This is a genomic window from Spirosoma lacussanchae, from assembly GCF_005870035.1.
Taxonomy (GTDB): domain Bacteria; phylum Bacteroidota; class Bacteroidia; order Cytophagales; family Spirosomataceae; genus Spirosoma; species Spirosoma lacussanchae.
In genome coordinates, this window is sequence record NZ_SWJG01000001.1 from 1,009,870 (window position 1) to 1,028,421 (window position 18,552).

12 protein-coding genes are annotated in these 18,552 nt (G+C 55.5%); 8 read left to right on the top strand and 4 right to left on the bottom strand.

What is annotated here, in order from left to right; all coding sequences use genetic code 11:
* Window positions 1–10: 10 nt before the first annotated feature.
* The gene (locus FBR45_RS04165) at window positions 11–1,480 is read left to right on the top strand and encodes a dihydrolipoyl dehydrogenase family protein (RefSeq protein ID WP_138499589.1); all 1,470 of its coding nucleotides are present in this window, start codon (window positions 11–13) and stop codon (window positions 1,478–1,480) included.
* Between the two features lie 351 nt (window positions 1,481–1,831).
* Complete coding sequence (locus tag FBR45_RS04170; protein ID WP_138499591.1) at window positions 1,832–2,410, top strand: HD domain-containing protein; 579 nt, start codon at window positions 1,832–1,834, stop codon at window positions 2,408–2,410.
* 192 nt (window positions 2,411–2,602) lie between these two features.
* Here the strand turns inward: FBR45_RS04170 and FBR45_RS04175 are convergent, their stop codons facing one another.
* A complete protein-coding gene (locus FBR45_RS04175; protein WP_138499593.1) occupies window positions 2,603–3,847 on the bottom strand; it encodes an MFS transporter in 1,245 nt (414 codons plus the stop codon).
* A gap of 224 nt (window positions 3,848–4,071) precedes the next feature.
* Here FBR45_RS04175 and FBR45_RS04180 point away from each other — a divergent pair, with 224 nt between their 5' ends.
* From FBR45_RS04180 to FBR45_RS04200, 5 genes are all read left to right on the top strand, one after another.
* Window positions 4,072–5,208: a Gfo/Idh/MocA family protein gene (locus FBR45_RS04180; protein ID WP_138501922.1), complete on the top strand. Its 1,137-nt coding sequence runs from the start codon at window positions 4,072–4,074 to the stop codon at window positions 5,206–5,208.
* 72 nt (window positions 5,209–5,280) lie between these two features.
* Window positions 5,281–6,429, top strand: coding sequence for a Gfo/Idh/MocA family protein (locus tag FBR45_RS04185; protein ID WP_138499595.1), 1,149 nt, complete (start codon window positions 5,281–5,283; stop codon window positions 6,427–6,429).
* A gap of 45 nt (window positions 6,430–6,474) precedes the next feature.
* Window positions 6,475–6,855 carry a four helix bundle protein gene (locus tag FBR45_RS04190; protein WP_138499597.1) on the top strand — a complete coding sequence of 127 codons (381 nt, stop codon included), beginning with the start codon at window positions 6,475–6,477 and terminating at the stop codon, window positions 6,853–6,855.
* 41 nt (window positions 6,856–6,896) lie between these two features.
* Window positions 6,897–7,952 (top strand): sugar phosphate isomerase/epimerase family protein, encoded by a 1,056-nt coding sequence (locus FBR45_RS04195; protein WP_138499598.1) that lies wholly within the window; start codon window positions 6,897–6,899, stop codon window positions 7,950–7,952.
* A gap of 151 nt (window positions 7,953–8,103) precedes the next feature.
* The gene (locus FBR45_RS04200; protein ID WP_138499600.1) at window positions 8,104–8,424 is read left to right on the top strand and encodes a DMT family transporter; all 321 of its coding nucleotides are present in this window, start codon (window positions 8,104–8,106) and stop codon (window positions 8,422–8,424) included.
* 78 nt (window positions 8,425–8,502) lie between these two features.
* Here the strand turns inward: FBR45_RS04200 and FBR45_RS04205 are convergent, their stop codons facing one another.
* The 3 genes from FBR45_RS04205 to FBR45_RS04215 all read right to left on the bottom strand — a co-directional run bounded on the left by FBR45_RS04205 (window position 8,503) and on the right by FBR45_RS04215 (window position 14,829).
* On the bottom strand, window positions 8,503–9,540 hold the full coding sequence (locus FBR45_RS04205) for an alpha/beta hydrolase family protein (protein ID WP_138499602.1): 1,038 nt from the start codon (window positions 9,538–9,540) through the stop codon (window positions 8,503–8,505).
* 183 nt (window positions 9,541–9,723) lie between these two features.
* A complete protein-coding gene (locus FBR45_RS04210; RefSeq protein ID WP_138499604.1) occupies window positions 9,724–12,138 on the bottom strand; it encodes an endonuclease MutS2 in 2,415 nt (804 codons plus the stop codon).
* A 186-nt stretch (window positions 12,139–12,324) separates the two neighbouring features.
* The gene (locus FBR45_RS04215) at window positions 12,325–14,829 is read right to left on the bottom strand and encodes a S9 family peptidase (RefSeq protein WP_138499606.1); all 2,505 of its coding nucleotides are present in this window, start codon (window positions 14,827–14,829) and stop codon (window positions 12,325–12,327) included.
* Window positions 14,830–14,962: 133 nt separating this feature from the next.
* On the opposite strand from FBR45_RS04215, the gene FBR45_RS04220 reads away from it, so the two are divergent.
* Window positions 14,963–18,505, top strand: a complete 3,543-nt coding sequence (locus tag FBR45_RS04220; RefSeq protein WP_171044829.1) for a PAS domain-containing protein — start codon at window positions 14,963–14,965, stop codon at window positions 18,503–18,505.
* The last annotated feature ends 47 nt before the right edge of the window (window positions 18,506–18,552 follow it).

Here is an 18,552-nt window from a genome sequence, read left to right on the forward strand (position 1 = left end):
GGCCGACACCATGAAAACGCACTACGACTTAATTGCTATTGGAGCCGGTTCGGCCGGGCTGGGCGTGGCCATTGCCATGAAACGCCTGGGCTTTGATGTGCTTATCATTGACCGATCAGACCGGCGTATTGGGGGCGACTGCCTCAACGATGGCTGCGTACCGAGTAAAGCCCTGATCCACGTGAGCCGAATGATTCACAACGCCCGGCGCTCCGGCCCGTTTGGCTGGACAATGCAGGGAGCTACCGATTTGGGGGCCGTGATGCAGTACGTCCGGGAGCGGCAGGACATTATCCGTACCCACGAAAACGCGGCCTACCTGCGTGATAGCGAAGGGCTCGATGTGGCGCTGGGAACGGCACGCTTCGTTGGCCGACAGGAAATCGAAGTGACCCGCGAAGACGGGACATCCCTACGGACATCGGCCAAAAACATTGTCCTCTGCACCGGGTCGAAGCCGCAGCGGTTGAAAGCCGATGGAGTCGAGGCTGTTCAGGTGCATACCAACGAGACCATTTTCTCGCTCGATCGCTTGCCCAACCGATTACTCATCGTAGGAGCCGGGCCAATTGCCATGGAGATGGGGCAGGCGTTTGCGCGGTTTGGGAGCCAGGTAACCGTAGTGGGCCAGGAAGACCGGATTCTGAGCAAAGAACTGCCCGAGGTGTCGGCGCTGCTGCAACAGCGGCTCGAGGCCGAAGGGATCGCGTTCCGGCTGGGGCAGCAGGTAACCGCTTTCCCCGATTCGCATACGGCCCGGATCGAGAGCCGAAACGGCACCACCGAGACCCTGCCGTTCGATGTGGTGCTGGTAGCCGTTGGCCGGACAGCCAACCTCAATGACCTGAACCTGTCGGCTGCGGGTATCGAACTGAACGATAAAGGGCAGATCAAGCTCAACGACTTCCTCCAAACGACCAATCCGCACGTTTTTGCGGCTGGCGACGCGGCCGCCGGCGCGCCGGCGGGTACTCGTTATTTCTCCCACGCGGCCGAGCTTCACGTGTCAACGCTGGTGACCAACCTGCTGACGCCGGGCCAGGTGCTCGACAAAAAACTAAACTACGACCATTTTTCCTGGGTAACCTTCACCGATCCTGAAGTGGCGACTTTCGGCCTGCAGGAAGATGAGCTGACGAAGCGTAACATTCGGTACGAACGGGTCGTCTATGACTTTGCCGAAGACGATCGGGCCGTCATCGAAGCCTACGAATACGCTAAAATGATTCTGTTCACCGAACCTAAAGGCCTCAACCCGTTTGGAACCCGGTTGCTGGGCGGAACGGTCATTGCGCCCAATGCGGGTGAACTGGTTCAGGAGCTGATTCTGGCGGTGCAGAAAAAGCTTACGGTCGGCGATTTCTTCAACAAAATATACCCGTACCCCACTGCCAGTCGGGTCAACAAATCGATCTGGCTTGACTACGTACTTGATAATTTGCCGGGAGTGGTAAAACGTGCCGTAAAGTGGGTGTATTGAGTGACGTCAGCTGGTTGTCAATGAATAATACATACTGACAGCGACTTTTTTCTGGCATTGGCACGCTTACAGAACGGACCCTGTAAGTAGTCGTGAATAACCTCCCTGGCGCGTCTGCCTGTATGGGTCCGTTCGCCGGGTTCACTGTTCTGCCCGGAAAATGTCTGTAGTATACTGGGTTAGGTGAGTTTTCGGCGCGAGCAGTCGAGGCATACGTACGTGAATAATATGCCTATGAAGAGGTTGACCTGCTGAATTAAATTATAAATATTCCAGTACTATGTTATTAATATACTGGGTTGTTCGCTTACATTCGCTAAAACAGTACGAAAAATTTGATCGTAGTTATCCATGAATCTTGCCGATGCTGAACAGTTTATTTTTGATAAGCTGAGGGCCGGGCTATCGCCAACCCTGCATTATCATGGCCTGCATCATGTGCGTGATGTGGTGGAGTCTGCCAACCGGATCGCCCAGGGCGAGGGCATCACTGATGAAGAATCGCTGGCGTTGCTCCATACAGCAGCGCTGTTTCATGATGCCGGCTTTCTGTCGACCTACCGGGGCCACGAAGAAGCTGGCTGCGTGTACGTGCGGCAGGTATTGCCCGATTTTGATTACAATGACAGGCAAATAGAGACCATCTGCGGGATGATCATGGCCACACGCATCCCACAAACTCCTCATAACAAGCTGGAAGAGATCCTGTGCGATGCTGACCTGGATTACCTGGGCCGCACCGATTTCGAACCCATTGCCCACTCGCTTTTCGAAGAACTGAAAGTCCGGGATATGGTGCCCGATAAAACGGTCTGGAACCAGATACAGGTTAGTTTTCTGGCCAGCCACCGCTACTGGACCCCCACAGCCATCGCTACCCGGCAAGCGGCCAAGGAGCAGCGACTGGATGCACTACGGGCTCTGGTGTAAGTCGGCCGGAGACGTTCGTTACCGCTGTCTGGTAAGCCGTTGAGATACAGATCTGCATCGCTGCCGATGCCGGATTGGGAGCAAGCACACGTCAGGTTGTCTGGCGAGAACGTAAATTCTGATCTGGCACTATCAAAAAGCCCTACTGCTTATCAACAGTAGGGCTTTTTGATGGTAGAATAACCTGCTTTCTTACTGGATCGGCTGATTCAGCACGACGCTTTCGTCTACGTGGTGGCCCGGCTTGCGGTTGCGCATCACGAAGAACAGTATGCCGAAAGCCACAATGAGAATTAGCGGGAAAATAACCATGTGGCCGAGGGTAGCCTGTCCCGTTGCCAGGTCGGCCGTTTCGGCCGTAAGACCGCGTTTGGCTGCTTCTGTATCGAGCCAGCTTCCAATTACGGGCTGAAAGATCGAGGTAGCAAACATGCCCATACCGCCCATAATCGACAAGCCAAACGCGCCCGACTTGGGTATGTATTCGGCGACGAAGCCCAGCATGGTTGGCCAGAAGTAGCACACGCCGATAGCGAAGATAACGGCCGACAGATAGACCATGCCGCCCGTAGCGTTGCTCATCATGTAGATACCGATAGCGGCTACGATAGACGAGCCCCAAATGACACCTGTGGGGTTAAGGCGGTGTACGATAGGCCCGGCAAAATAACGTCCAACGGCCATCAGGCCCGTAACTAGCGCTAGAATCAGCATGGGGTTAGCACCGGCGTTTCTCATGATCGGATCAATCCACTGCTCGGGGCCAAACTCAGAAATAGCCGTCAGCGCCATGCAGGCCAGCATGAACAGGTAGAGCGGAGACGCCATGGCCTTCAAGTTCTCTCCCGTTGACGAAGCCCCTTCTACTTTGCTGGCTGGGAACTGCTGGCCAAAAAACAGGACTGCGTAAATAACCGCCGGAATCAGGATCGCACTAATTTGGAGCTGCCAGCTTAGGCCCGCGTCGGTCATGAACTTCGACAGCAGGCTACCAATCACAATACCGCCTGGGAACCACATGTGCAGCCGGTTCAGCATCTTGGTGGTCTGGTTACCGCTGTACATGTCCGTAACCATCGGGTTGCAGGCTGCTTCGACGGTTCCGTTACCAAAACCAACGAAGAACGTAGAAATCAGCAGACTCCAGAAGCCCGATGCTGTGATGGTCAGTACCAGACCCAGCACGTGCGTAGCAAACGCTACCCAGGCAATACGTTTTGGTCCAATGATATTATAAAGCGGTCCTCCAAAGATCATGGCAATGGGGAATCCCAGAAAAGCCATCTGGTTTACATACCCTAGTTCCTGGGCGGTCAGGTTAAACTCTTTACCCAGTTGGGTAAGCACACCCGCCCGGATAGCGAACGCCATGGCCGTGGTAATGATTGCAAAGCAACTGGCGTTGAACAGCCGCGAACGGTTGATGGTTAGGTTCATTTGGAATATACTTTAGGGGTTTAGATTAGAACGAAATGGGTTGTCAAAAAAAGGTGTCTAATGGTAGCAATTACCTGTTGTAAGTAGTCCGTTCGTGCAAAATTTCCTAAAAAAAAGTTATTCCGCTAATTTCCGCCCCGAAAATTGTTCACGCCGAACAACGGGTAAACCGGCCCGAACAGGCTCTTTACTTAAAAAACTACGTTATGCATCGCAAACTGCGCATGGGTCAGATAGGGGGTAGCCTCGACGCCTTCATCGGGGCCGTACACCGTCGGGCCGCTATCTTCGACCACGAAATTGAACTGGTGGCCGGCTGCTTCAGCCAGTCGCCCGAAAAATCCAAAGCCACCGGTCGGGCACTCTATCTGCCCGACGAACGGGTCTACGATTCGTTCGAACAGATGATTCGGGCCGAGAAGGAACGGCCCGAAGGCGACCGTATTGACTTTGTCAGTATTGTTACCCCCAACCACCTGCACTTCCCGGCCGCCAAAATGGCACTGGAGAACGGCTTTCACGTCATCTGCGATAAGCCGATGACCCTCAACCTGCAGGAAGCCAAAGATCTGGTAACCATTGTGGAGAAAACCGGTCTGGTGTTCGGGCTGACGCACAATTATACCGGCTACCCGATGGTAAAAGAAGCCCGTGACATGGTGCGCAACGGCAAACTGGGCCCTATCCGGAAGGTTGTTGTCGAATACCCGCAGGGCTGGCTCTCGAAAGACGAAGAGCACAATGATTACAAACAGGCGATCTGGCGTACCGATCCGGCGCGGTCGGGTGCGGCCGGCGCGATGGGCGACATCGGTACCCATGCCGAAAACCTGGCCGAGTACATCACCGGACTAAAAATCAGCGAACTCTGCGCCGATCTGAGCACCTTCGTGCCGGGCCGTCAGCTGGATGACGATGGCAATGTGCTGCTGCGCTTCGAAGGGGGTGCCAAAGGGGTTCTGCACGCCAGCCAGATCAGCAACGGTGAAGAAAACTCCCTCAAAATCTACGTCTACGGTGAACTGGGCGGCCTTGAGTGGCGTCAGATGGAGCCTAATACTCTCCTCTACAAGACGCAGGAAAGCCAGCGCATCATTCGCCCGTCGGTGGGTGATTTGTCGGCGGCTGCCAAAGCGCACGGCCGACTGCCCGCGGGCCATCCGGAAGGATTTTTTGAGGCTTTTGCCAACATTTACCGCAACTTTGCCTACGCCGTTCGGGCGCATATGGAAGGCCGGCCGGCCGATCCGCTCTATGACTTCCCGACGGTCTACGATGGCGTGCGCGGGCTGGCTTTTATCGACACCGTAATAGCCTCCAGCCAGGACGACTCTACCAAGTGGACCAAATTTGTTGAGTAAAACCGGAGCTCCAGCTTCGGCTGTAACAAACACCAAACCTTAACCGAAGCTGGAGCTTCGGAACTACCTTTCATGCAAAAAATCAACATCGGTGTCGTCGGCACCGGATTCATTGGACCGGCGCATATCGAAGCCCTCCGTCGCCTGCCCAACACGAATGTACTGGCCCTTTGCGAAGTAACGCCGGAGCTGGCCCGTCAGAAAGCCGATCAACTCGGTATTGAGCGGTCGGCCACGTTTGAGGAGCTGCTCAAGATGGACGATATCCAGGTGGTACACATCTGTACGCCCAACTTCCTGCACTATCAGCAGTCGAAAGCCGCTTTGCTGGCCGGTAAGCACGTGATCTGCGAAAAGCCGCTGGCCAAAGATCTGCACGAAGCCGAGGAGCTGGTACAGCTGGCTAAAGAGACGGGGCTGGTCAATGCTGTTCATTTCAACCTACGTTATTACCCGCTGGTTCGGCAGATGAAGGTCATGCGCGAGAAAGGTGAGCTGGGCGATGTGTACAGCATTATTGGCTCCTACCTCCAGGACTGGCTCTTTTACAACACCGACTACAACTGGCGGCTCGAACCCGATAAATCGGGCGATTCGCGGGCTATTGCCGACATCGGTTCGCACCTGATGGACCTGCTCGAATACGTAACCGGGGTGAAAACGGTAGCCGTACTGGCCGACTTCAACACGGTTCACAAAACCCGCAAAAAGCCCCTGAAGCCCGTTGAGACGTATTCGGGCAAGATGCTGCAGCCGGAAGATTATGCCGATGTACCGATCAATACCGAAGATCATGCCAACGTGCTGCTGCGGTTCGACAACGGCAACCGGGGCGTCATTACGGTTTCGCAGGTATCGGCCGGTCGCAAGAATCAGCTGAAGATCGAAATTTCGGGCTCGAAGAAGACCTTCGCCTTCGATTCGGAGTCGCCAAACCAGCTCTGGATCGGTAACCGCGACGGGTACAACCAAACCATGACCGACGATCCGTCGCTGGTTCATGCCGAAGCGCGCTCGGTCATCAGCTTCCCCGGTGGGCACAACGAAGGCTTCCCCGATACATCGAAACAGATGTTCAAAGAAGTTTATGCCGCCATCGAAGCCGGTAAACAACCCGAAAACCCGACGTATCCGACGTTCGCCGACGGCTACCGCGAACTGCTCATCTGCGAAAAAATTCTGGAATCGAACCGCAGCCAGGCCTGGGTAATTATTGAGTGATTGGGTGAATGAGCGATTGAGTGCGACGCTTACCTATGCATGATTATGGAGCCTGCCAAACTGGATAAAGGGGTGTTTGCTGACAACATTGAGCAACGTCTGAAAACGTTCATGCTTCGTTGTGTTCAGGTTTTTCGGGCTCTTCCTCATGCTTATGAAGCTCAGCATTTTGGCAAGCAACTGATACGGTCATCATCTTCATCTGCCGCCAATTACCGCGCTGTTCGCCGTGCCCGTAGCCAGAATGAGTTTTTCGCTAAGCTCAGCATTGTCGTTGAGGAATTAGATGAGTCGCTCTTTTGGCTGGAGATGTTAATTTTTACAGAAATAGTGTCTGAAACACGATTGAGTGATTTGATGAATGAGGGCTATCAGTTGTTGAAGATACTATCCAAATCGCGTAGTAGCGCCAATAGCGGCTCGTAGTCATCACACAATCACACAATCACTAACTCGCTCAATAAAAGATGAAAACAATGAAAGGCCCCGGCATCTTTTTGGCTCAGTTCCTGGGTGATGCCGAACCCTTTAATTCGCTGGATACCATTGCCAAATACATGGCAGACCTGGGGTACAAGGGCATTCAGCTGCCGACCTGGGATCCGCGCGTCATTGATCTGAAGCAGGCGGCCGAAAGCCAGACCTACTGCGATGAGCTGAAAGGCAAACTCGGCGACATCGGTGTTGAAATCACCGAACTGTCGACCCACCTGCAGGGGCAGCTGGTAGCGGTACACCCCGCCTACGGCCCCATGTTCGACGGGTTTGGCCCGGCCGAACTGGCTGGTAAACCAACCGAACAGCAGGCCTGGGCCGTTGACCAGCTGATGCTGGCGGCCAAAGCCTCGAAAAACCTCGGTCTGACGAGCCACGTTACCTTCTCGGGAGCGCTGCTGTGGCCATTTATGTACCCCTGGCCGCAGCGGCCGGCCGGACTGGTCGAGACGGGCTTTACCGAGCTGGCCAACCGCTGGCTTCCTATCCTGAACGCCTTCGACGAGGCAGGCGTCAACGTGGGCTACGAGCTGCACCCCGGCGAAGACCTGCACGATGGCATTACGTTCGAGATGTTCCTGGAGAAGGTGAATAACCACCCGCGGGCCGGTATCAATTATGACCCGAGCCACTTCCTGCTGCAACAACTCGATTATCTGCAGTTCATCGACTTCTACCACGAGCGTATTTATGCGTACCACGTAAAAGATGCCGAGTTTAACCCAACGGGTAAGCAGGGCGTGTACGGCGGTTTCCAGGGCTGGGTAGAACGTGCCGGGCGGTTCCGTTCGCTGGGCGACGGCCAGGTCGATTTCTCGGGTATCTTCTCCAAACTGGCGCAGTACGACTACGATGGCTGGGCTGTGCTGGAGTGGGAGTGTGCGCTGAAGCATCCCGAGCAGGGAGCCGCCGAAGGAGCCCCCTTCATTGATGGCCACATCATCCGGGTAACCGAACGCGCCTTCGACGACTTCGCCGGCACAGGAGCCGACGAAAGTTTTAACAAAAAAGTGCTGGGCCTGTCGTAACCGGCGAAGCCGTTTTGCGGCTTGTTTGCCAGTCAGTTTCATGCGTGCCGGGGGCGTTGCTTCCGGCACTTTTTATTGCGGCTTTCCGGCCCTTTGGAGACAAATGGTACCGGTTGGCGGTTATCAGCATGTACCAATTTGTTTTAATCGAATGGCGTGGTTACTGCTGATTCTGGCCGGATTCTTTGAAGTCGGCTTCACTACCTGTCTCAAGTTGTCTGATAATTTTCAGAAACCTGGCTGGGCGGCCGGGTTTCTGGTGTGTGCGGCAGTTAGCTTCTACTTACTCAACAAAGCCACGATCACTATTCCGCTCGGTACGGCCTATGCCGTCTGGACGGGCATCGGCGCGGTCGGCACGGTGCTGATCGGGATGCTGTTCTTCCGCGAGCCAGCCGACTTCTGGCGGTTGTTCTTCATCGCGCTCCTGATCGGTTCGGTAATCGGGCTGAAAATGGTATCGGCGCACTGACGTGACTCACTGTTAACAGCGTGAAACGAGCCGCCCGCTACTCAGCCGATGAGCAGCAGGCGGCTCCTTGATTGATTGCTATTTCACCGCATTAGGGGGCGTTAGCTGCCGACCCAGAAACCGGTAAATCTCCTGGCGCGATTCTTTGGCGAGCCGGGTATCGATGCGGTTGAAAATATGGCCGCCGGGCGCATCCTGGTAGATCTTGTAGTCGAACTTCTTACCGTTGGCCTTCAGGGCGTTAATCAGCGATTCTACTTCGAGTACGTTTACGTCTTCGTCGTTGGTGTTGGTATGGATGAGCAGGGGCGTTTTCAGCTTCTGGGCGTTCCAGACCGGCGACCGGCGTCGGTACTCAGCTACGTTGTCGGCTGCATCTTTGCCGATGTGCGTAGCGGCCGAAAATTCGTTGCGGTAGCTCTGGCTTTTGTACCCCATCCGTGCAATCATGTCGCTGACGGGAACGCCCGCATAGGCTACTTTATAGTCGTCGGCATGGTCGAAGATATTCATCAGGGTAATCATGCCGCCGTGGCTCCAGCCCATGATACCTACCCGGTCAGGATCAACCTGCGGCAGGTTCTCAACGGCCCACCGTTTGCCGGCCAGTACGTCATCATTTTCGTAGTCGCCGTAGTCGATCTGTTTGTAGAACGAGCCGCCGTAGCCCGTGCTGCCCCGGTATTCGGGGGCAATAATAATATACCCCTGCTCGATCAGTTCGCGGACAATATGGGCGTAGCTGGAGTTGAAATCGCTATGTACCCCGCCGTGAACGAACACGATCAGCGGTAGTTTTTTGTCGGCTGCGTATTTGCGGGGCGTGAACGTGTAGGCCGGGATGACCAGTGGATTGGTAGCACCCTGTCCGGTCGGGTTTCGGATCACGTGGGGTGGTTTGCTGGTATAGCGTACTTTGTCGACAAAGGCAACGTCGCCTACGCGCTGGTACCACATCAGATCATCGGTGCTTTTGTCCTGGCTTTGCAACGCAAAATCCAGTTTTTCTTCGAGGTTGCGGATGCGTTCGGTGAGGTCGGCGGGGTTGGCGGCCGGTTGCTGGGCGTAGGTGATGAAGCCCCATAAACAGAAAACGAGTAGGTACAGGTTGCGCATGTGACGGTTGGAGTAAGGTTGTATGGATGAATGGCCGGATAAGCCGCTGACAATCTATTACTTTCTGGTCATAATAGCCAGCTTTTCGGTCGGCCGGTGGCTGTTTCGGGGGCCTATAGACACACAAACCGCAGCTCAAGTGAACTGCGGTTTGTGGTTGAGGAGTACAGCTGGTCGGCGAGCCTATTTCATCTTCACAATCGTAACACCGGCCCCGCCCCGGTCGGCATGTTCGTCCTGCATCGACCCGACCTGTTTGTAGCCGCGCAGGTGATTCCGGACCAGGGTACGAAGTATACCGTCGCCCTTGCCGTGTACGATGCGCAATTCGGGGTATCCGAGCATCAGCGCATCATCGAAGAAACGGTCTACTTCGCCCAGGGCTTCTTCGCCCCGTTTGCCCCGAATGTCGAGGTTGAAGCTGAAGTTCTGCATCTTCTCGTTCATGTCGACACCCCGGCTGCGCGGTCGGTCGTCTCGGGTTTCGGTAGCGGCTACGAACGTTTTCCGGCTGACTTTCTCGAGTCGGTTCAGCTTTATGTTCGATTTCAGATCGCCAATCCGGATTTCGGCGTCTTTGCCGCGAATCGACAGCACTTCGCCGATGGTATTCTGGCCCTGAATCCGGACGTAGCTGCCGACCGCAATGGCGCCGTTATCGGCTTCGAACTCTTCTTCGGGTTTGGGTTTTTCCAGCTCTACCGGCTCGGGCTTCAGCTCTTTCTGGTCGAACCGTTCGAGTGCCTGGCGCACCTGTTTGGTGGCTTCGCGTTCGGCCTTGTTTTCCTTAATCTCCCGGATGGTGTTCTCGATTCGCTGGTTGGCTTCCTGCACCAGGGCTTTGGCTTTCTGCTTGGCTTCGTTGAGCAGCTGCTTCTGTTCGTTGTCGAGTCGGGTTTTCAGGGCGGTATATTCGGCCAGTTGCTGGGCTACCTTACGCTGGTTGATGCTGATTTCGAGGTTTTTCTCCGAGAAGACGCGTTTCTCGATGTCGAGTTCTTTCAGCAGTTTCTCGAAGTTGACCTGCTGGCTGCCCAGCTTCTCTTTGGCGCGGTCGATGATGCCTTTGGGCAAGCCAATCTTCTGCGCAATTTCGAACGCAAATGACGAGCCCGGCCGACCAATTTCCAGCTGGTAAAGCGGCTCCAGATGCTCCCCGTCGAAGCGCATGGCGCCATTGATAAGGCCCGGGGTTTTATCGGCAAACACCTTCAGGTTGGTGTAGTGGGTGTTGATGACTCCGTAGGCGCCCGACTTGTTAAGGTCTTCCAGAATCGACTCGGCAATGGCTCCGCCCAGGCCTGGCTCGGTACCCGTTCCGAACTCATCGATCAGGAAGAGCGTGCGTTTGTTGGCCCCAATCACGAATTGCTTCATGGCCGTCAGGTGCGACGAGTACGTACTGAGGTCGTTCTCCAGCGATTGCTCATCACCAATGTCGATGAACAGATTCTGGAAGACGCCCATCTCCGAATAATCGGCCATGGGAACCAGCAGACCGCACTGCAGCATGTACTGAACCAGCCCGATGGTTTTGAGCGCAACGGACTTACCACCCGCGTTGGGGCCGGATATGATCAGAATCCGGGCTTTTTCGTCGAGCCGAACGCCCAGCGGGACCACGGTTTTATTCTGTTTCCGGAACGACAGATGGAGCAGCGGATGGCGCGCACTGGTCCAGTTAACGAACGGCCGCTCGTGGAGCTTAGGCAGCACCGCGTCCAGCTGAATGGCCAATTTAGCCTTGGCCCGTATAAAGTCGATCTGCGCCAGGAAATTGATGGCCCGTTTCAAATCATCGAGGTGGGGCCGGACCTGATCGGTCAGGGCCAGCAGGATTCGGTAAATCTCGCGTCGTTCTTCGTACTCCAGCTCGCGGATTTCGTTGTTGGCGTCGAACACTTCGGCTGGTTCGAGAAATACGGTCTGCCCCGTCTGCGATTCATCATGGACAAAGCCTTTGATCTTGCGTTTATGTTCGGCCGCAATCGGGATAACCAGCCGGCCCCCGCGTACGGTCAGGCTGAGGTCGTCGGGAATCCAGCCGTTTTGCCGGGCCTGACGCAGAATGCTGTCGAGTCGTTTTCGCAGGTTGGCCTGTTCGCCAATGATCCGCCGACGAATCTGAGCCAGCTCGGGCGAGGCCGAGTCGCGAACGTTGCCCCGGTCGTCGATGACGCGTTCGAGCGCGTCGGTCAGTTTTTTGTCGACGCCAACCGGCCCGGCCAACTCACGCAGGAACGGGAATGTTTGACTCTCTTCACGTTTGGCCAGAAACTTCAGACAGTCCTGAATGGTGCGCAGAGCCAGTTTAAGGTCAAAAAATTCAGCTTCGGTCAGGGCTAGGCCTTCGATGCGGGCGCGGCTCAGGTGGGGCCGTACATCGATGTAGTTACTGCTCGGAAAGTCAGGTTCAAACTGCACAATCTGCCGAAACTCGTCGGTCTGGCGCAGGAGTTTATCAATCAGCGAGAGGTTATCGGTAAAGCGGATTTTCTCGACATAATCCTGACCCAACGGGCTAACGCAGGCGTCTTTGAGGTGCTGGCGGATGGTGTCGAAACCTAGTTTATGTTCTAATGTCTGGGGGTAAAGCATTCGGGTTTGTAGGCAGAAAACAGATGGTATAGAGCCGTACAGGCTGCTCCTGTATACACAACATTCAGCGGGGGGCGCGGGTTCGGTTGGGCCGTATCAGATGCCTGATAGGTAGCTATAAAAAAATCGGGGTTGTCAAGAAACGGATCACCCGCATCTCAACAACCCCGATCAGCGGGTGACTTCTTACTTGCCGCCCCCTACTTTACCGGCCTGACCGGCGGCTGTGGCTGGCTTGGGGTTTTTGACGTAGGCTTCGAGCCAGCCGTTCATTTCCCAGAGCATATGCAGCAGTGATTCTTTGGCCGTATAACCGTGACTTTCGTACGGCAGCAGCACCAGTTTGCTGGTTACACCGAAGCTCTTCAGCGCGTTGTAGTAGCGTTCCGACTGAATTGGGAACGTACCGGTATTGTTATCGGCTTCGCCATGAACCAGCAGGATCGGCGTTTTTACTTTGTCGGCATTCATGAACGGCGACATCGTGTTGTAAACCTCCGGCGCCTGCCAGTAGGTACGTTGTTCATTCTGGAAACCGAAGGGAGTCAGCGTGCGGTTATAGGCACCGCTGCGAGCAATACCGGCTTTGAACAGCTTGCTGTGCGAGAGCAGGTTGGCCGTCATAAAGGCACCGTACGAGTGACCACCCACGCCCACACGGCTCGAGTCGACTACGCCCAGCCGAACCCCTTCGTCGATGGCCGCTTTGGCGCTGCTGACGAGCTGCTCAACGTAGGTGTCGTTTGGTTCTTTGTCGCCTTCGCCCACGATGGGGATGCTGGCATTATCGAGAATAGCGTAGCCCATGGTTACGAAGGCCGCAGCACCCCAGTAGCTGATGCGGTTAAACTGGTAGGGCGAACCCGACACCTGGCCGGCCGCGTCTTTGCTCTTGAACTCTGCCGGGTAAGCCCACAGGAAGGTAGGCAGTGGGCCCTGCTCTTTCTTGTAGCCAGCTGGCAGATACAGCGTAGCCGTCAGGTCAACGCCATCGGCCCGTTTGTAGCGAAGTTGTTGCTTTTGAACGCCTTTCAGCTGCGGATAGGGGTGCGGGAAAGCCGTTACCTGAACCGGAGCGATGCGGGCCTTGAGGTTACGGACAAAGTAGTTCGGGTTCTCGTCGGGCGTTTCGCGAGTGGTCAGAATGACCTGCCGGGCTGCGTCCAGTACAGCAACGGGACGCTCGAAATACGGAGCTGCCGACCGCCACAGTTCGCGGGTTTGTTTGGTCTTCAGGTTGAGCAGGCTCACAAACGGACGGTCGCCTTCGGGCGAGGCACCCTGCCCGTTCAGCATCAGAATCTCGTTGTTAGCCAGCAGGTTCAGTACTTCACGACCGTACTGGTTGTGGCGCGTATCGGGCTGACCGGGGTTGCTGTACCGATCTTCGTACGACCGGTCGAACAGGGTGGCTGCCTGCCAGCTGGTCGGGTTTACGGTACGGGTCAACATCTTGCGCGTCTGCCACCAGCGTTCGGTAGCCAGTGCCATGGTCTCGTTGCCCCACTCAAAGCCTTCGAACCGGTATTGTGCTGCGTATATTTCGCGAGGCTGTCCCGAAAAAGGCGCTTCGACCAGGAATACCTTATCCCGCACGTCGGCCTTTACTTTGGGATCGCCGTTGTCCTGCGCTACGGTATAGTAGACCGAAGCTGGGGCATCGGCCCGCCACGCAAACTCGCGCGGACCCGTTGGCGCTCCGTCGGCGCTGTAGGGTACGCTCTCCTGCAGGGGGCCGTCGTTCAGGGTTTTTACGAGAGCGCCCGTACTGGCATATACGTCAGTACGCAGCGGAAACCGATAAACAGGCACCAGGTAGGAGAAGGGCGTATGTACGGTTTCGATCAGGACGTACTTACCATCCGGCGATGGGTCGGCCGAGGCAATGATGCCGGGTTGGCCAATGGGGGTTGCCTGTCCGTCCAGGCTAAGCCGCACCACCTGGGCGGTGGTGTAGTAGGCAAACTGTTTCTCGTCAGACGGGCTTTTGAGCAAATCCTGATAGGTAGGAGCCTGCCCGCGTTTGCCACCAATGTTGGCCTGGGTGGTAGGTCCGGCGGGCACACGGCTCATTTCGGGGGTGTTGCCCCGGCCAGCTGGCACGGTCTTCACAATCAGCGCCCGACTGTCAGACAGCCAGCGGAAAGGGGTACCCATGGTCGCGTTAAGAGCAGCGCTCCCCACTTTAGTCGCCTTGGCCGTCGCCACATCGGCTACGTACAGATCGATTCGCTCGTCGGTCGAGTTGGCAAAGGCAATCTTGCTGTAGTCGGGTGACCATTGTACGTAGCTGATCAGCGCCGACGCTGGTAGCCCCGTTACGGGTGTTTCTTCCCTGGCGTTCAGTTTTTTAATTTTCAGGCCTGTGATGTAGCGCATGCGGCTGGGGCCGTTATTGGCTGGGTTCATGCGCAGACCGGCCAGTTTGAGTTCCGGTTGGGCCAGTTCGGCAATGCCGGGCGCTGAGGCCTGCTCCAGAATGACCATAACATCACCTTTGTCAGACAGACTGACCGTTGGCGTGGGCGGCATCGTAACCAGATCGGCCAGCGCCTTGGGTGGCGTCTGATACGTCGGTGTATCCTGAGCACCCGTTAGTCTGGCCTGTAGCAGCAAGCCAGACAGGGCCAGCGCAAAACGGGCTTTGCCTACCGACCGCGACAGGTCAGAAATTGTCGTAAATAAGGACATGAGTTGAGTTTTTAGGTTAGCGTGCGTATAAAATTAGCCACAGAAACGGCAAAAACGATACTGTCCGTAAAAAATGATAACTTGCTATCTCATTCAACGTTGCCCAATCTGAATGGTTGGGATGTCATCAATCATGCTAACGGATTCCACGGATCACCAATCACTCGCAGAGCTTACTGAGCAACTGGATGGCATCCTGAATGCATCATTAAACGGTATTATTACTTATGAGTCCGTTCGTGATCAGACGGGCCAGATTATCGACTTCAAATTTATTCGGCTCAATAAAGCGGCCAAACGCATGCTGGGGCTGACCGATGCGGTTATTGGTGAGCCTATGCTGGACCAGCTGCCGGGCGTAAAAGAAGGGGGGCTGTTCGACATCTTCATGCAGGTTGTCGATACCGGTGAGCCCGCCCGCGTTGAGACGCCCTATCCGGATGGCGATCAGCTGCTCTGGTACGATATGGCCGTTGTAAAGCTGGCCGACGGGTTTGTCATTACCTTCAACGATATCACCCTGGCCCGCCGGAATCAGCAGGCCCTGGAAGAGCAGTCGCGCGCGAGTAAACGGCAGGCCGACCTGCTCAACAGTGTGCTGGATAGCTCAGCCAGTGGTATCAAAGCCCTGGAAGCCGTTCGCGATGAAACCGGCCGGATCGACTATTTTAAAGTCATTGCGATCAATAAAGTAGGGGCGGCTCTGCGCGGCAAAAGTGTAGGAGACTTAGTTGGAAAGCGTGCTTCGGACGTGTTTCCGGGAATCCGTGAACATGGGTTGTTCGATCAGTATGTACGGGTGACCGAAACCCGTGAACCGCATCGATTCGAAACATGGTATGAACTGGATGGCCACGGTATATGGCTCGATATCACCCTGTCGCCGTTCTACGATGGGCTGGTGGTTACCTATACCGACGTTACCGAGCAGCACCAGACGGCTGTGCAGAAAGAACGGCAGGCCAACTTTCTCAATAAATTACTCGACGCATCGTCGAACGGCATCGTCGCCGAACGGGCGATTCGTAATGCCGAGGGCGAAATTGTTGATTTCCTGGTCTTGTCGGCGAACCAGCAGGCAGCCACGATCTCGCAGTCAACGGTCGATGCGCTGGTCGGTCGGCGCGATCTTGAACTGCACCCGAACCTGCGCGATTCGGGCTTATTCGACGCTTTTGTTAAAACCATAGAGACGGGACAACCTCAGTTTGTTGAAACGTACTACAACGACGGACGGCTCAGCCAATGGCTAAACGTAAATACCCGTAAACTCGCCGACGAGGAGCTGGTCATCACCTTTGCCAATGTGTCGGCCGAGAAACGCGCGCAGCTGGCGCTCGAACAGGCTGCCGCTGCCAACAAAGCCCAGGCCGAACTGATGCATACCATGCTTGATGGTTCCATCAACGGTGTGTTGCTGCTGGAGCCAATCCGCGAGCCGGCAACTGGTTCTGAACCCGGCTCGGTAATCGATTTCCGGATTCTGGCTGCCAACCGGGCTGTAGAGCAACTCACCGGCGCTGACCCGGTGCAGGCCATCGGCCGAACCATGCAGGACGTTTACCCGGGCTATCGGCAGGCAGGCTTCTTTGCGCTGTATTGCGAGACACTGGCCACCGGTGAACAACGGCGTGCTGAGAACTACTACGAAGATGAGGTACTGCAGGGGTGGTTCGAAGTGTCGTCGGTTCGGCAGGGCGAACAAGTCGTACTTACTTTTGCCAATACCACCGAAGTCCGACGCGCCCAGCAAGCCCTGAAACAGGCTGCTGCCGACCTGCAGGCCGTTATTGATCATTCGCAGACCGGCATATTTGTCTTTAGTCCGGTGTATGATGAAACCGGTCGGCACGTTGATTTCCGGTTCAAAACCATTAACCGGATGGTGGCCGCTATGGTGGGTCAGACGCCCGAGGTGCTAACGGGGGCCATAGCGTCAGCTTGGTTTACCAGTTATCGCGAAACGGGCCTGTTTGATCGGTACAGGCATACGTTTGATACCGGCGAGGAGCAGCGATTCAGCATTCATTACGATGTCGACGAGTTCGATCTCTGGTTCGATGTGCATTCCATGAAGTTTGGGCAGGATGTACTGGTTACGTTCACCAACTTTACCGACCTCAAGCAGGCTCAGCTGGCCGTAGAACGGCAGGCAGCCGAAACCAAACGCCAGGCCGACCTGCTCGATAGTGTGCTCAACAGCTCCAACAGCGGTATTATGTCGTTCGAAGCCATCCGGGACGATGAAGGATCGATTGTTGATTTCAGGTACGTAACGGTGAACCAGGCCAGCGAACAGCTGGTTGGCTACCCCGTCGACTTTATCAAGCGTCATACGATGCTGAACCTGTTTCCCGGTAACGTAGAGAGTGGCTTGTTTGCCATGTACGTGAATACCGCCGAAACGGGCGAGCCGACGCGTACGGAACTACACTATAATCATGATGGACTCGACTTCTGGATCGATGTGTCGGCTCAGAAACTGGGCGATGGCTTCGTGGTTACCTTTTCGGATGTATCAGTCGTAAAAAGGGCTTCTCAGCTCATTGAGCGGTCGGCGGTTGAGCTGCAAACGGTTATCGACACGTCGCAGACGGGTATATTTCTGTTCAGTCCTGTACACGACAAGTCGGGGCAGGTCGTTGATTTCCGGTTTCGGGTGGCCAACCGGCAACTCGCTTCGTATGTTGGGCAGGATCCGGCGGCCGTAGTCGGGGCGCTGGGTAGCACGTGGTTTCCAGGCTACAAAAGCAATGGCCTGTTCGATGCTTACTACAAAACCTACGTTACCGGCGATCCGCAGCGGTTCGATTTTCATTACAATACCGACGGGATCGACGCATGGCTGGATATCCTCTCAACCAAAATGGGCGATGAGGTGCTGGTCACGTTCGGCGATTATACCCCCCTCAAACAGCTCCAGCAGCAACTTCAGGCCTCGGTAGTAGATCTGCAGCGGTCGAACCGGAATCTGGAACAGTTTGCGTATGTGGCCAGCCATGACCTGCAGGAACCGCTTCGTAAAATTCAGGCCTTTGGTGATATTATCCAGACGAAGTATGTCAGCGTCATGGATGCCGAAGGCGTTGATATGGTCCGGCGTATGCAGTCGGCCGCAGCCCGTATGCAGGTGCTCATAAAGGATGTGCTGGCCTATTCGCGTGTAGCGACCAAACGCGAAGAAGTAGAACCTGTAGAGCTAAACCCGCTTATCGACGATGTGCTGATCGATCTGGAAACGGCCATAGCCGACAAACGGGCGCATATTCAGGTACACCCGTTGCCTACCGTTCCGGGCGATGGTCTTCAGCTTCGGCAGCTGTTTCAGAATCTGGTCAGCAATTCGCTCAAGTTCACGAAGCCGAACCAGATGCCGGAAGTGATCATTACGGGCCAGATGATACGGGGCAAACACGCGGGCATGCCGGTGTCGGTGGCCGATGAAGGCCGGTGGTTTTGCCGGATCGACGTGTCAGACAACGGCATCGGGTTCGATCCGCGCCAGGCCGACCGGATTTTCCAGGTCTTTCAGCGACTCCACGGCCGGAGCGAATACCAGGGAACGGGTATTGGGCTGGCCATTGTGCAGAAAGTAGTCGAGAACCACCACGGCTACATACAAGCCGAGGGACGACCGGGCCAGGGGGCTACGTTCTCCATTTTGCTTCCGGCTTAATCCGAATAATAGACTGTTGAATAGCTTATCAGCCCGATTCGCTAATT

Bases quoted from the DNA above. Each gene is read 5' to 3' on its own strand.
- FBR45_RS04165 (WP_138499589.1), top strand. From the start codon at position 11: ATGAAAACGCACTACGACTTAATTGCTATTGGAGCCGGTTCGGCCGGG.
- FBR45_RS04170 (WP_138499591.1), top strand. From the start codon at position 1,832: ATGAATCTTGCCGATGCTGAACAGTTTATTTTTGATAAGCTGAGGGCC.
- FBR45_RS04175 (WP_138499593.1), bottom strand. From the start codon at position 3,847: ATGAACCTAACCATCAACCGTTCGCGGCTGTTCAACGCCAGTTGCTTT.
- FBR45_RS04180 (WP_138501922.1), top strand. From the start codon at position 4,072: ATGGGTCAGATAGGGGGTAGCCTCGACGCCTTCATCGGGGCCGTACAC.
- FBR45_RS04185 (WP_138499595.1), top strand. From the start codon at position 5,281: ATGCAAAAAATCAACATCGGTGTCGTCGGCACCGGATTCATTGGACCG.
- FBR45_RS04190 (WP_138499597.1), top strand. From the start codon at position 6,475: ATGGAGCCTGCCAAACTGGATAAAGGGGTGTTTGCTGACAACATTGAG.
- FBR45_RS04195 (WP_138499598.1), top strand. From the start codon at position 6,897: ATGAAAACAATGAAAGGCCCCGGCATCTTTTTGGCTCAGTTCCTGGGT.
- FBR45_RS04200 (WP_138499600.1), top strand. From the start codon at position 8,104: ATGGCGTGGTTACTGCTGATTCTGGCCGGATTCTTTGAAGTCGGCTTC.
- FBR45_RS04205 (WP_138499602.1), bottom strand. From the start codon at position 9,540: ATGCGCAACCTGTACCTACTCGTTTTCTGTTTATGGGGCTTCATCACC.
- FBR45_RS04210 (WP_138499604.1), bottom strand. From the start codon at position 12,138: ATGCTTTACCCCCAGACATTAGAACATAAACTAGGTTTCGACACCATC.
- FBR45_RS04215 (WP_138499606.1), bottom strand. From the start codon at position 14,829: ATGTCCTTATTTACGACAATTTCTGACCTGTCGCGGTCGGTAGGCAAA.
- FBR45_RS04220 (WP_171044829.1), top strand. From the start codon at position 14,963: ATGCTAACGGATTCCACGGATCACCAATCACTCGCAGAGCTTACTGAG.